The 13,995-nt window shown below is 41.5% G+C and carries 11 protein-coding genes; 7 read left to right on the top strand and 4 right to left on the bottom strand.

Features of this window, described 5'->3' with window-relative positions; translation table 11 throughout:
* From hisA to hisIE, 3 genes are all read left to right on the top strand, one after another.
* A complete protein-coding gene (hisA, locus tag ABDK00_RS07240) occupies positions 1–1,134 on the top strand; it encodes a 1-(5-phosphoribosyl)-5-[(5-phosphoribosylamino)methylideneamino]imidazole-4-carboxamide isomerase (protein ID WP_346239495.1) in 1,134 nt (377 codons plus the stop codon).
* A gap of 105 nt (positions 1,135–1,239) precedes the next feature.
* Positions 1,240–1,995 (top strand): imidazole glycerol phosphate synthase subunit HisF, encoded by a 756-nt coding sequence (gene hisF, locus ABDK00_RS07235; protein WP_346239494.1) that lies wholly within the window; start codon positions 1,240–1,242, stop codon positions 1,993–1,995.
* 58 nt (positions 1,996–2,053) lie between these two features.
* Positions 2,054–2,647, top strand: coding sequence for a bifunctional phosphoribosyl-AMP cyclohydrolase/phosphoribosyl-ATP diphosphatase HisIE (gene hisIE, locus ABDK00_RS07230; RefSeq protein ID WP_346239493.1), 594 nt, complete (start codon positions 2,054–2,056; stop codon positions 2,645–2,647).
* Between the two features lie 70 nt (positions 2,648–2,717).
* On the opposite strand, the gene ABDK00_RS07225 is transcribed toward hisIE, so the two are convergent.
* Positions 2,718–4,115, bottom strand: coding sequence for a Gfo/Idh/MocA family oxidoreductase (locus ABDK00_RS07225; RefSeq protein ID WP_346239492.1), 1,398 nt, complete (start codon positions 4,113–4,115; stop codon positions 2,718–2,720).
* Positions 4,116–4,378: 263 nt separating this feature from the next.
* A complete protein-coding gene (locus tag ABDK00_RS07220) occupies positions 4,379–6,004 on the bottom strand; it encodes an ABC-F family ATP-binding cassette domain-containing protein (protein WP_346239490.1) in 1,626 nt (541 codons plus the stop codon).
* 288 nt (positions 6,005–6,292) lie between these two features.
* On the opposite strand from ABDK00_RS07220, the gene ABDK00_RS07215 reads away from it, so the two are divergent.
* Complete coding sequence (locus tag ABDK00_RS07215) at positions 6,293–7,714, top strand: Gfo/Idh/MocA family oxidoreductase (RefSeq protein ID WP_346239489.1); 1,422 nt, start codon at positions 6,293–6,295, stop codon at positions 7,712–7,714.
* 97 nt (positions 7,715–7,811) lie between these two features.
* Here ABDK00_RS07215 and groL read toward each other — a convergent pair whose 3' ends face one another.
* A complete protein-coding gene (groL, locus tag ABDK00_RS07210) occupies positions 7,812–9,452 on the bottom strand; it encodes a chaperonin GroEL (RefSeq protein ID WP_346239488.1) in 1,641 nt (546 codons plus the stop codon).
* 44 nt (positions 9,453–9,496) lie between these two features.
* Entirely contained in the window at positions 9,497–9,778 is a 282-nt protein-coding gene (locus tag ABDK00_RS07205) for a co-chaperone GroES (protein ID WP_346239487.1), read from the bottom strand.
* 371 nt (positions 9,779–10,149) lie between these two features.
* On the opposite strand from ABDK00_RS07205, the gene ABDK00_RS07200 reads away from it, so the two are divergent.
* The 3 genes from ABDK00_RS07200 (at position 10,150) to ABDK00_RS07190 (ending at position 13,968) form a co-directional block, all read left to right on the top strand.
* Complete coding sequence (locus ABDK00_RS07200; protein ID WP_346239486.1) at positions 10,150–10,401, top strand: hypothetical protein; 252 nt, start codon at positions 10,150–10,152, stop codon at positions 10,399–10,401.
* A gap of 79 nt (positions 10,402–10,480) precedes the next feature.
* Positions 10,481–11,296, top strand: a complete 816-nt coding sequence (locus tag ABDK00_RS07195; RefSeq protein WP_346239485.1) for a GLPGLI family protein — start codon at positions 10,481–10,483, stop codon at positions 11,294–11,296.
* A 2-nt stretch (positions 11,297–11,298) separates the two neighbouring features.
* Positions 11,299–13,968 (top strand): hypothetical protein, encoded by a 2,670-nt coding sequence (locus tag ABDK00_RS07190; protein WP_346239484.1) that lies wholly within the window; start codon positions 11,299–11,301, stop codon positions 13,966–13,968.
* Positions 13,969–13,995: the final 27 nt, after the last annotated feature.

The raw sequence follows: 13,995 nt of genomic DNA, 5'->3' as shown, positions 1-13,995 counted from the left end.
ATGCAAGTCGTTAAAGCCCGTATAGAAGATGTGTGGAAACTTCGTCACGAGGTAATGTATCCCAATGAGCCGTTTGAAGTTGTGCAGTTAAAAGAAGATGCGTTGGGGCACCACCTGGGTATTTATATTGATGGCGAACTGGCGTCGGCAGTGTCTCTTTTTGAAAGCGGGAAAGCTGTGCAGTTCCGCAAATTGGCGACGCGGACAGTTTGGCAACGAAAGGGTTTTGCCCGATTACTTTTAGAAGCAACGGAAACTTTTGCAAAGCAGCGAAAAGCCGATAAGTTGTGGTGCAATGCGCGGCTCAGCGCTACTGCTCTTTACGAAAAATTGGGTATGCGCCCGAAAGGATCAGCCTGGACCCGCCTGGGCCACGACTTCATCATAATGGAAAAAACTTACAAACAAGAGCACATGGAAATTATACCCGCCATCGATATTATTGATGGCAAATGCGTTCGCCTCAGTAAAGGCGATTACGATCAGAAAAAAGTTTACAATGAAAATCCACTCGAAGTGGCCCTCAGCTTTGAAGATGCAGGTTTGCGCCGCCTCCATTTGGTTGATCTTGACGGCGCCAAAGCCGGTGCGGTAAAAAACTGGAAAGTACTGGAACAACTTGCGGGTAAAACAGGTTTACAAATAGATTTCAGCGGCGGCATCAGCAGCGATAAAAACCTCGCTATAACTTTTGACTCGGGAGCCGCCTACGCAGCGATCGGAAGCGTGGCTGTCAAAAACGAATCGATATTGCTGCAATGGTTGGCGCAATACGGTGTAGAAAATTTTATCCTGGGGGCAGATGTGTTGGATGAAAAAATTCAAATTAAGGGATGGACGGAAGCCACCGATATCAACATTTTTGATTTTATAAAAAATTATGCAGCCAAAGGCGTTCAACAATTTTTTTGTACAGATATCAGTAAAGACGGGCTTCTTCAGGGAAGTTCGAATGATCTTTATCAAAAAATTCTATCGCAGATACCGGAAATCAACCTGATTGCCAGCGGCGGGGTAAGTTCTGTCAATGATTTGGAATTATTGAAAGAAACGGGTTGCAGCGGTGCTATTGTCGGCAAGGCGATTTACGAGAATAGAATTACGTTGCAAGAACTAAAAATGTTTAATGATTGATGAAATCGCTGAAACAACACAACCAAACAATTAGACATTATTGTTAATAATGTATGTCATACAACAATCAAGTAAAAAACTGAACATTAAAAACTAAACATTGAAGTGTTAGCTAAAAGAATTATTCCCTGTTTGGATATTAAAGAAGGGCGCACCGTGAAAGGCACAAATTTCCTGGAGCTGCGCGATGCCGGCGATCCGGTTGAGCTGGCCATTCGCTACAGCGAAGAAGGCGCCGACGAACTTGTTTTTCTGGATATAACCGCGACGGTGGACAAGCGAAAAACGCTGTCCGAATTGGTCAGAAAAATTGCCACCCATATCAATATTCCTTTCACTGTGGGCGGTGGCATCAATACGGTTGAGGATGTTTCGGTGTTGTTAGATAACGGGGCCGATAAAATATCGGTAAATACATCAGCTGTAAAACGGCCTGAGCTGATTGGCGAACTGGCGAAAAACTTTGGCAGCCAATGCGTAGTGGTCGCGGTTGACATCAAATTGTTTGACGGCATATGGAAAGTGGTTACTCATGGCGGCCGCACTCCCACATCACTCTTTGCGACGGAATGGGTGAAGCAATGCCGTGATCTGGGAGCCGGCGAAATCCTGTTAACCTCAATGGAAAACGACGGAACGAAGGCTGGCTTTGCGGTTGATATCACAGCCACCATCAGCCAATCGGTAAACATTCCCGTTATTGCCTCCGGTGGCGCAGGAACGATGTCACATTTTGAGGAAGTTTTTACTAACGGCTTTGCCGATGCCGCTTTAGCGGCCAGCATTTTTCATTTTAAAGAAATTGAAATAAGAGATTTAAAAGAATATTTACAAAAACAAAACATTGCTGTACGTTTGTAACGCTTCATTTTTGCCCGGCAAAAGGCGACGCAAATATTAAAGTTGATAATATAAAAATATGACTCCGGATTTTTCAAAATATACAGATGGCCTGATGCCCGTCATCGTTCAGGACGCGCAAACTTTAGAAGTGCTGATGCTCGGCTTTATGAATGAAGCAGCGCTTGCCAAAACCCGGGAGGAAGGCAAGGTAACTTTTTACAGCAGGAGCAAACAAAGGCTTTGGACCAAAGGAGAAACATCGAATCATTTTCTTTTGGTAGTAGAAATACTGGTTGACTGTGACCGCGACACCATTTTGATAAAAGCCGAACCGCAGGGTCCGACCTGCCATACGGGCGACATTAGTTGCTTTGGCACCGCCAACGATCAATTTTCACTTCAACAACTGGAGCGGGTGATCATCGATCGGAAAAACAATCCTTCTGAGCAATCATATACTGCATCGCTATTTGCCAAAGGCATTAATAAGATTGCTCAAAAAGTGGGAGAAGAAGCGGTTGAGATAGTGATTGAGGCGAAAGACGATAATGAAGATCTATTTTTGGGAGAAGCAGCCGACCTTATGTTTCATTACCTGGTTTTATTGCAGGCTAAAGGATTTTCGCTGTCCGACGTCTTGAAAGTTTTAGAAACCCGCCACAAAAAATAATCAAATCTATGGCAATAAAAAGCCATTTGCTGTAACTGTTTTCCAGCAAATGACTTTCCTAAGCTGTTCGTTACATCCGGTTGGCGGAAGGCTTTACATCCGTCAACGAACTAATCTGAACAGGTTTTCCGCTTTGAATACTTTTTCTTGCGGCAATGCCGATTAAGACCGACATAATGCCGTCTCTCAGGCCAGCCGAGTGCTTCAGCGGATCAGCGCCGTTAGGATTTACAAAAATCCGGTCGTGCAATCTTTTATCTCCGCCCCCATGGCCGCCCCGCTCGCTGGTCACATTAATCGTTTTATAATCCTCCCAATTCTTAAACAAGATGACAGGCTCCACCTGGGTGTCCTCTTTTAAATTTTGATTCATTTCAGCGGCGTGCAAGGCTTCCTGATCGAGGTTTTCATTTTTCAGGAAAGGTATATCCGTCCAGGCCTCTATCCTTCCCTTTTGTCCATTGAAGGCAATCCGCCACCCTTCGAAAGGTGAATAAGTGGTAAGCGAATAATTAACCACCGTATTGTTGGCGTATTTGATTTGCGCCGACATTTTATCGTAGATATCAATTTCATTTCTGTAAACACATCCGTCGCGCAGATAACCGTCATATTTTTCATTATCTACATAGAGCCGCATATCATGGCTGCTTTTTGTGATATCCCAATAATATTTGCATTCGGATTTATGCTCGCAGGGCCTGCAATTGGCGGCCCTGAACGGACCGTTTTTTCCATAATGCTCAAGCGCGCCGTAGGCAAATACTTCCTCCGGATCTGAATCCAGCCACCAGTTGAGCAAATCGAAATGATGCGTGGCTTTGTGCACCCACAAAGAACCGCCGCTGTTCATCAATCCATGCCATCTTCTGAAATAGGAAGCCCCATGATGCACGTTCAGATACCAGTTGAAATCGACGGAGGTGATGGGGCCAATTGAATTATTATGCAAAAGCTCCTTAATCTTCGTGACATAGGGCCCCCAGCGATAGTTGAAGCCAACGATCAGTTTTTTATTCGAAGCACGCTCAGCCTCGAGTATCTGTTGGCATTTGTTTTCATCGATGGTTAAGGGCTTTTCCGTCAACACATCGTGGCCCGCCTTCAGTCCTTTAATGATAAATTCGTGGTGTGTTGAATCTTTAGTGGTTACAATAACCAGGTCGGGCTTTTGTTCTTTCAACATCTTATCAAAGTCGGTGGATACGGGACAATCGACACCCATAAACTTTTTGGCAAATTCCAGCCTTCCCGGATTAATGTCACACAACCCGACAAATTGCAATTTATCGGGATATTGCTCTACCAGGCGCTTTCCCCAAAACGAGGTTCCTCTGACACCTGTGCCCACCAATACAATTCTAAGCTTTTTAGCGGCGCTGAAGCCGTAGAGCGGACTTGTTAACGCTGCGCCGGCAGCGAGCATGCTAATCGCATGCAGAAATTTTCTTCTGGATTGATTTTCCATTTGTTTGACAGCTTTCGTTTTACAATAGTTTTCCAATGGATGATGACCACTCTTTCAATCGATCCGCCAACGGCGCTTCGATTGTCGATAGGCATACAATAGTTCTTCAATTTATTACAATTAAATTTTTAATGGCGCGCAGCCGCCTTAAAAATATACGCAATCGTTCCCGAAAGCTGTCAAACAATAGCTTTTCAGGCATTACATTAAAAAAGCCCGCTGGAAAATCAGCAGGCTCTTCGTTATATCAGCATATTTATAAATTATGCATACATTTCTTCCCGTAGCGCTTTAACGCGCTCATCCTCCAGATATTCATCAAAAGTAGAAAGCCTGTCGATAATACCCTTGGGCGTTAGCTCGATAACGCGGTTGGCCACTGTTTGCATAAAAGTATGGTCATGGCTGGTAAGTAACACAACGCCGTTGTACACCGTACATTGTTCGTTGAAACTTTGAATACTTTCCAGATCGAGGTGGTTGGTTGGCTGATCGAGAACGATACAGTTCGGATTTTGAAGCATCATTTTACTAATCATACAACGCACTTTTTCACCTCCGCTCAACACTGTTGTTTTCTTCATTACATCTTCTCCGCTAAACAGCATCTTTCCCAGAAAACCACGCAGGAAAGGCTCGTCTACGTCGGTAACATGCGGGGGAACATATTGCCGCAGCCAATCCATCAAATTCAAATCTTCCTGAAAATATTCGCTGTTTTCTACCGGCAGGTAAGCTTTGGTAATGGTGGTTCCCCATTCAAAACTGCCGGCTGTTGCTTTTGCTTTATCGTTGACAATGTTAAAAAACTGCGTCACAGCCAAAGGATCGCGGCTGATGAGAGCAATCTTATCCCCTTTGTTAACACTGAAAGTTACATCGGTAAAGAGCGGACGGTCTTCGAGTTTTGACTCCAGCTTTTCAACGTTTAGAATTTGATTGCCTACTTCGCGCAGTGGTTGAAAAATGATGCCCGGGTATTTACGATAGCTGGGTTCGATTTCTTCAAAATCGAGTTTTTCCAACGCTTTTTTGCGGCTCGTAGCCTGCTTGCTTTTTGAGGCGTTGGCGCTGAATCGAGCGATAAAGTCGAGCAATTCCTTCTTCTTTTCTTCCAGCTTCTTGTTTTTATCACTGATTTGGCGCGCCATCAGCTGTGAACTTTCATACCAGAAGGAGTAGTTACCGGTGAAGATTTTGATCTTAGAACGATCCACATCGGCCACGTGCGTACAAACGGCATCTAAAAAGTGACGGTCGTGGCTTACAACCAATACAATATTTTCATAGTCGGCAAGAAAGTTTTCCAGCCAGCCGATAGTTTCAATATCGAGGCCGTTGGTAGGCTCATCGAGCAAAAGAATGTCGGGGTTTCCGAAAAGCGCCTGGGCCAATAGCACACGCACTTTCATGTTAGAGGGGATGTCTTTCATCAGCATCTGGTGCATATCATCCTTGATGCCCAGGCCGCTCAAAAAGTTGCCGGCGTTGGCTTCCGATTCATAGCCGCCCATCTCTCCATACTCCGCTTCCAGCTCGCCGGCTTTCATGTAGTCATCTTCTGTGGCATCAGGATTGGCGTAGATGGCATCCCGCTCGTGCACCACATCCCACATTTTTTTATGGCCCATTAATACAGTATTCAATACTGTTTGCTCATCAAATTCAAACTGATTTTGTTTAAGGACCGCCATGCGTTCACCGGGTGTTATGCTGATGGTTCCTTTATTAGGTTCAATTTCCCCACTCAATATTTTTAAAAAGGTAGATTTACCGGCTCCATTCGCTCCAATCACGCCATAACAATTGCCTTTGGTAAAATTTACATTTACATCTTCGAATAGTACACGCTTGCCGTAAGCAAGTTTGAGATCTTTAACACTTATCATTTCAGACTGATTTTTTAAGGCTGCAAAGGTAGTTTAAAGTTGTAAGGCTGAAAAGTTTCCATTGAAGAAACTTGTTTCCTGCATTGTTTCGGCGATCGCCGACCCCTGCGCGCACAAATATTTTTGCAGCAAACTGATAATTTTATTTATCTTTCCGACCGGCTTTTTGCTCTTCAAACGCTTGTCTTTTAAGAGTTAACAAAAGTCCGCCTTATTTGCTATTTAAACCTCCCGGCTCAACAGCCTGGATATTATTAATTTATCATTTTTAACCAACTCAAATCTATAATGGATCAAGGGAAATCGTCTCGAAGGAAATTTATTAGAAATACCGCATTTGCCACAGCCGGAATTTTTGCGTTGCCGGATGTATTGCTGGCCAAGGGCAGTGTGCTCGGCGCTGCGGAAAAGGTAAACCTGGCCTGTGTGGGGATCGGGAACCGCGGTGGAGAAATCATTGCCGAATTTGCAAAAACAGGCCTGGCGAATATCGTGGCTTTGTGCGATGTAGATATGGGCGCTCCGCATACGCAAAAGATCATGACGCAGTTCCCCAATGCCAAACGATTCCAGGATTTCAGGCAGATGTTTGATAAAATGGGAAATGAGATCGAAGCGGTTTGTATTGGAACGCCCGACTTTTCTCATTTTCCGATTACCATGACAGCGCTTTCTCTGGGCAAGCATGTGTATGTTGAAAAGCCCATGGGGCGCACCTTTAACGAAGTGCAGCTGATGATGGACGCCGCTGAAAAGCATAGCAATGTGGTGACCCAAATGGGTAATCAGGGGCATTCGGAAGGTAACTATTTCCAGTTTAAAAGCTGGGTGGAAGCCGGCATTATTAAAGATGTGACGAAGGTAGTTGCGCATATGAATTCGGCGCGCCGCTGGCATGGCTGGGATCCCAATATCAAATCCTTCCCTCCTGCTGAGCCCGTTCCGTCAACACTCGACTGGACACTTTGGCAAATGCAGACTTTCGGGCACGACTATAACCACGATTTCGTCAACGGACAGTGGCGTTGCTGGTACGACTTCGGCATGGGCGCCTTGGGCGACTGGGGTGCGCACCTGCTGGATACGGCCCACCAGTTTTTAGACCTCGGATTACCTAAAGAGGTAAAGCCGCTTAAACTAACGGGTCACAACGATTTCTTTTATCCATTTTCAACTACGCTGGCCTTTAAATTCCCCAAGCGAGGGAACATGCCCAAGGTTGAAGTAATGTGGTATGACGGTTTGGACAACCTCCCTCCGATTCCAAAAGGTTATGGCGTGCAGGGACTTGATCCTAATATTCCGCCGCCCAGCACGGGCAAAATAGAAGCGCCAAAATTGAACCCGGGCAAAATTATTTATAGTAAAGACCTTACTTTTAAAGGCGCTTCTCACGGAAGTACCTTGTCGATCATCCCCGAAGAAAAGGCAAAAGAAATGGCATCTCGCCTACCGGAAGTGCCAAAATCACCGTCGAATCATTTTAAAAACTTCCTGCTTTCCTGCAAAGGTTTGGAAAAAACAAGGTCACCATTTTCAGTGGCCGGGCCATTGAGCCAGGTGTTCTGCCTGGGCGTTATTGCGCAGTGGACCGGAGACAAAATCAAATTCGACCGCGATAAGAAAATTATTACCAATAATAAAAAGGCGAACGAGCTACTGGTGGGCCCGCCGCCAAGAAAAGGTTGGGAGCAATATTATAAAATATAACGGCTTCCACATCGCAAAAGAAAATCCCGCCTCTGTTAAGAAGCGGGATTTTTTATGTATGGTCAGACCGGGACGGTCAGACCAAGTGTATGTTTTATTAATAACCCATTCCACCCATGTCGTGGCCACCTGGCATAGCAGGAGCCGCCGTTTTAGGTTCTGGCTTGTCAGCAACTACACATTCGGTAGTTAACAACATACCAGCGATAGAAGCTGCGTTTTCCAAAGCTACGCGGCTTACTTTAGTTGGGTCGATAACACCCGCTTTAAACAGGTTTTCATAAGATTCAGTTCTTGCATTGAAACCAAAGTCTCCAGTGCCGTCTTTGATTTTCTGAACAACGATCGAACCGTCGATGCCGGCATTATCAGTTAAAGTGCGGATCGGAGCTTCCAGCGCACGCTTAACGATAGCCATACCGGTTTGCTCATCTTCAATCTGTCCTTTTACTTTCACATCCAAAGACGCTACAGCGCGGATATAAGCCACGCCACCACCTGGAACGATGCCTTCTTCAACAGCCGCACGTGTTGCATGTAATGCGTCATCTACCCTGTCTTTCTTTTCTTTCATTTCAACCTCAGTAGCAGCGCCCACATAAAGAACCGCAACACCGCCGCTTAATTTTGCTAAGCGCTCTTGTAATTTTTCTTTATCGTAATCGGAAGTGGTTGATTCGATTTGAGCTTTGATCTGATTTACACGTCCGGTAATATCAGCTTTTTTGCCTTTACCGCCTACAACAATGGTATTGTCTTTGTCGATTGTGATAGAAGCCGCCTGGCCTAACGCAGCAATATCAGCGCCTTCCAATTTGTGGCCCATATCTTCAGAAATAACAGTACCGCCAGTTAAGATAGCGATGTCCTGTAACATTTCTTTTCTTCTGTCTCCAAAACCAGGCGCTTTAACTGCAGCCACTTTCAAAGTACCACGCAATTTATTCACCACCAAAGTAGCCAATGCTTCGCCTTCCAGGTCTTCTGCAATGATTGCCAAAGGACGGCCGCTTTGCGCCACTTTTTCAAGGATGGAAAGAATATCTTTCATAGCGCTGATCTTTTTGTCGTAGATCAGGATATATGGATTCTGCAATTCAGCTTCCATTTTTTCGCTATTGGTAACAAAGTAAGGAGAAATGTATCCGCGATCGAATTGCATACCTTCCACCACGTCAACATAAGTTTCGGTTCCTTTAGCTTCTTCAACGGTGATCACGCCTTCTTTTCCTACTTTACCGAAAGCCTGAGCTATTAAATCACCAATTTGCTCGTCGTTGTTAGCAGAAATCGAAGCTACTTGTTTGATCTTTTTGCTGTCGCTGCCTACAGTTTGGCTTTGTGTTTTTAAATTTTCAACCACCAGGGAAACCGCTTTGTCGATTCCTCTTTTCAAATCCATTGGATTAGAACCCGCGGCTACCATTTTCAGGCCTTCGCTGATGATAGATTGAGCCAAAACAGTAGCGGTTGTAGTTCCGTCGCCCGCGATGTCCGCAGTTTTAGAAGCCACTTCTTTTACCATTTGCGCACCCATGTTTTCGATGGGATCTTCCAGTTCAATTTCTTTGGCTACGGTAACACCATCTTTGGTTACTGAAGGCGCGCCAAATTTTTTCTCGATAACCACATTGCGGCCTTTAGGGCCTAATGTCACTTTCACAGCGTTTGCTAAAGCATCAACGCCTTTTTTCATTTTATTCCTTGCTTCTACGTCGAAGTAAAGTTGTTTTGCCATTTTATGTTAATTTGATAATTATAAATTTTTTGACCTGGTGCGTTTTATACGATGGCCAGGATATCGCTCTCGCGCATGATCAGCAAATCCTGTCCGTCGATCTGAATTTCAGTGCCGGAATACTTGCCATATAAGACAACATCGCCTGCTTTTACAGTTACCGGCTCGTCTTTTTTGCCCGGCCCTGCAGCAACAACGGTTCCACGCTGCGGTTTTTCTTTAGCTGTGTCGGGAATAATGATACCGCCTGCAGTTTTTTCTTCAGCGGCAGCTGGTTTTACGATTACCCTGTCGTGTAAAGGGGTAACTGTCGATTTTTTAGCCATAGTTTCTATGTTTTTTAAAAATTTTTAATTTTTACAGAATTCTGTAATCGTTATTATAGAGTTGGCAAATGTACCGTAAATAACATGCCATGACAGGTAAACCTGAAATTTTTGCAGAAATGCCAATAATTATTTCAAATTAGCATCAATACTGAGCATCATTGTCAGCAATATGTCAAAATTTCATTTTAGATACTCAAAACATATTGACAATTATTTAATATTATATTTTGATAATACGTATTGTTTCCTATAATTTTGGTGTATGTTAACATAAATTAAAGGATTAGTTGCAACTATGAGGGAAAACGCTGTAAGCCCTATGTATGCAAAACATTCAAGAAGAGCACCAAAAAAAAATTTAAACTGCCATGAAAAAAACGCTAATGATCGCAGCATTTGGATTAACTGGAACATCTGTATTTGCTGCCGAGAAGACACCAGAAACAGAAATCCATTCACAATTTCCAATTACAATTGAGTTAAGTTGTGGTACGTTAACGGCCGAGTACACACCTGCCCCAGAAGCTACAATGGAAAGCATTATGTCTGATATGGCAATTCTTTATTATTGGGGAGAGCAAATATGTAGCGAGGAACAGCCGAGTGAATTATATGTATAATTGTATTCATCAACTTTAAATTCTAACTATCATATTGCTCTTTAAAAGAGCAATATGATTTACAATTAACCACACCACTATGAGGGCTTTTTACCTACTGCCTATTTTATTGTTTTTTTCCGTTTTGAACTTAAATGCGCAAACTGATTCAGCCTCAGTATGCTTTTTGTACACTTTGAAACATATTAGAGATACCGCTAAAAGAGAAGTCATTTATACCGAAATCATGGTGCTTTTGCACGGAAAAAACGGCAGTCTTTTTAGAAGTTATAACGGCTATCTCGCGGATTCTGTGCGAGAAAAAAATTTAACCGAGTCTTTGAATCGAGGAATTAACGGTAGTATTACTGTTAAACCAACCGGTAAAAGCTATATTAAGGATATGATTCTAAAAAATACTGCCGACAATAAAATGATTATAATTAGTAGAATTTTAGATTACTATTATTGGATAGAACCAACTCCTAATATTAATTGGACTATTTATCCTGACTTACAGAACCATTATAATTTAACATGCCAAAAAGCCACTTGTACCTTTAGGGGCAGAAAATATACAGCTTGGTTTACAAACGAAATACCTATAAATGACGGTCCGTGGAAATTTAGCGGACTACCCGGGCTAATCGTTAAAATCTACGATAGCAAAAATGAAATTAGCTTTGAGTTTTCGGGGATGGCCACTTTAAGTAAAAATTTAATTGCTATACCCGAAAATTCATTTCTAACTAATCGGAAAGAGTTTTTAAACTTGCGACAAGCATATTTAGAAAACCCTATGCAATTTCTTCAAAACTCAATGAAAGGCGGAACCATAAAACTTGATTTCAAAAATAATACCGCCAAACCAGGTACTGCAAAATCAAACAATCCCATCGAATTGAGCGAAGAGTAAATATGGGGAGAATATTTTACGTTTTCTTGTTATCACTTAGCCTGCTTTTACTACATTTAAAAAGCAACTCGCAAATTACAATTTTCGGAAGAATTACTGATACTCTTGGCAATGCTATAAAAGGAGCCAATGTTCAAACAAAAAAAAATAAAACTGCCGCCATTACTGCTTTTGCCTTTTCTGATTCGTTTGGCGACTACTCTTTAACCGTTTCATCAATTGATTCATTGGATCTCATTCTGGTTACCTGTGTAGGGTTTGAAAGTAATACTAAAAGAATCTCTGCTGAAAAAAAGAGATACAATTTCATACTAATCCCCAAGCCTTTTATATTGCCAAACGTAGTTGTAAAAGGACAAGATATTTTAACCAAACATGGCGATACCTTAGACTACAACCCTAAGATATTTACTCGGTCGCAAGATAGGACTATAGGCGACGTTCTAAAAAACCTACCAGGGGTTGAGATCGATGCTACAGGAGGGATTAGTTATAACGGGAAGCCCATCAATAAGTTTTATATTGACGGAGACGATTTACTTGGGCCTAAATACGGAATAGCAAGCAATACAATACCGATAGATGTTGTTGAAAAAATACAGATATTCGAAAATCATGAACCCGTAAAAATGTTTCGGGGAAAAATAATAAGCGATAATGCTGCAATCAATATAAAACTAAACAACACCGCCAAACTGAAACTATTCGGTTCGGGAAATGCCTCTATAGGAACCCCGGTAAAAAACGCAACCGATGCAAGAATAAATACCCTTTTATTTAACAGTAAGTTAAAAATGATTAACTCGTACTTGTATAATAATGTTGGAAGAAGCATTAGGGATGAAGTTACTGACCAAAAAATAACGACACTCGCTGATAAGCAAAATGCAAATAGCATAAATCGGCTGTTAAGTTTCACCAGCCTTCCCCCACCCTTATTACAGCAACGTGACTACTTAAACAATAACTCTCACTTATTGACTATTAATAATTTAGTGCCAATAAATACGGACAAAAGTATAAAATTTAATTTTTATTTACTGGCTGATAAAAACTATATCGACAACAAGCAGCTGAGTATTTTCTATATACCCAACGATACAGTAACGCAGTTCGAAAATCAAAAAGCCAAACTAAACAATCCATCTTACTTTTTCAGTACCGATTATCTATATAACGGAAGTCATGAATATTTAAAGAATCAGTTTTCGATACACCGGCTCTCGTCAAAAAACATCTCAGATATTGTTACCGAAAATGACTCATTAAACCAGCTTTTAGGCCAAGCCGAATATAAGGTAACAGATAACTTCTCGTTGAAAAAGGAAATAAATAAAAATTTGATTTTGGATATTAAAGCCAACGGTAGTTACAGCTCGATAAAAGAAACACTGGATATTATGCCGGGTACTCGAGCCTTCTTTACAGCTAATAATGCGCTTTACGATTTAGAACGACAGAACACTAACCTTGACAATATCAATCTTAACTTTTCGGCCGCTACTTTTAAAAAATATAGAGCAGTTCTGTTAGGGTTACGCTTATCTTATTGGGGTGATCTATCAAAATATTCGACGCACGCACAGACAAGCGTAAATAAAGAACTAAAAAACCTAAATGATTTTTCAAATGATTTACAATGGTTAAACAACTCTATTAAAACAACCCCCTTTCTTGAATATAATACTAAAAAGCTAAAAATATCGGCGGGGGCGGATATTATAACTAGAATAATCAGTTATAAAAACCTGAATTATGTAGATACTGCGTTTTCTAGGCTTTCACTTCACCCTACATTTAAGGCTACGCTTGAAACAGGGAAATACACATCTTTTATAGGAACCTGGCGCAGAGAAACGAGCTTTTCCGCTCCTGAAAATTTTCTCGAGGGATTTGTTTTGACAAACTATAGAAATGTCGTAAATAGTTTACAGAATTTGCAATACACCGATATAAACACTTTGTCTGTTTTAACAAGATATCGAAACCCTCTTAAAATAAGTTTCATCACACTTGGCTTTATATATTCAAAAAATGTATCGCCATCTATCGCACATCAAATATTTCAAAACGGAAGCAACACCGTAACACAAACCCCTTTTAAGAATATCACAAATCGAACAATGGTTTTAACAAGCTACAGCAAATATCTAATTCCTTTCAAAACTACCATTAAAGCCAATTATAGTTCAACTTTCTTACAATATTTTCAGTTGCAAAATTTACAAACTTCGCAACTAAAGGGCAGTAGCCAAAACCTCAACCTAAGTATTGTAGGAAAACCCAAATGGTACTTCAATTTTGAGCTAAACTCTTCAATTTATGCATCTAAAGTAAAAAACATTACATTGGAAAAACAGGTTGGCGATATACTTTATTTGTGGAGTTTGGGCTTTAATCCGACAATCAGTTTTAACGAACATATTTATCTACAAGTGTGGTTTAACCATTTAACTCAAAAAGATGGCAGTAACAAAAATAGAAATTCAAAATTTGACAGTAAGCTGAACTATTCTATAAAAAAAGCCAAAACGGATGTTGGCATACAGGCGTATAATATATTGAACCAAAAAAGATATATTCAATCAAATTACAACGGATTGCAGTTCTCCACCTACGATTATTGGATTCGCCCTTTTACGTTTATGGCTTACTTTACATTTAGATTTTAAGTTGCCCATTTAATTTTCATTCAACCA

This window comes from Niabella insulisoli, from assembly GCF_039652435.2.
GTDB lineage: Bacteria > Bacteroidota > Bacteroidia > Chitinophagales > Chitinophagaceae > Niabella > Niabella insulamsoli.
Note: the sequence above shows the minus strand (reverse complement) of the source record. Positions and strands in the feature narration are given on the sequence as shown.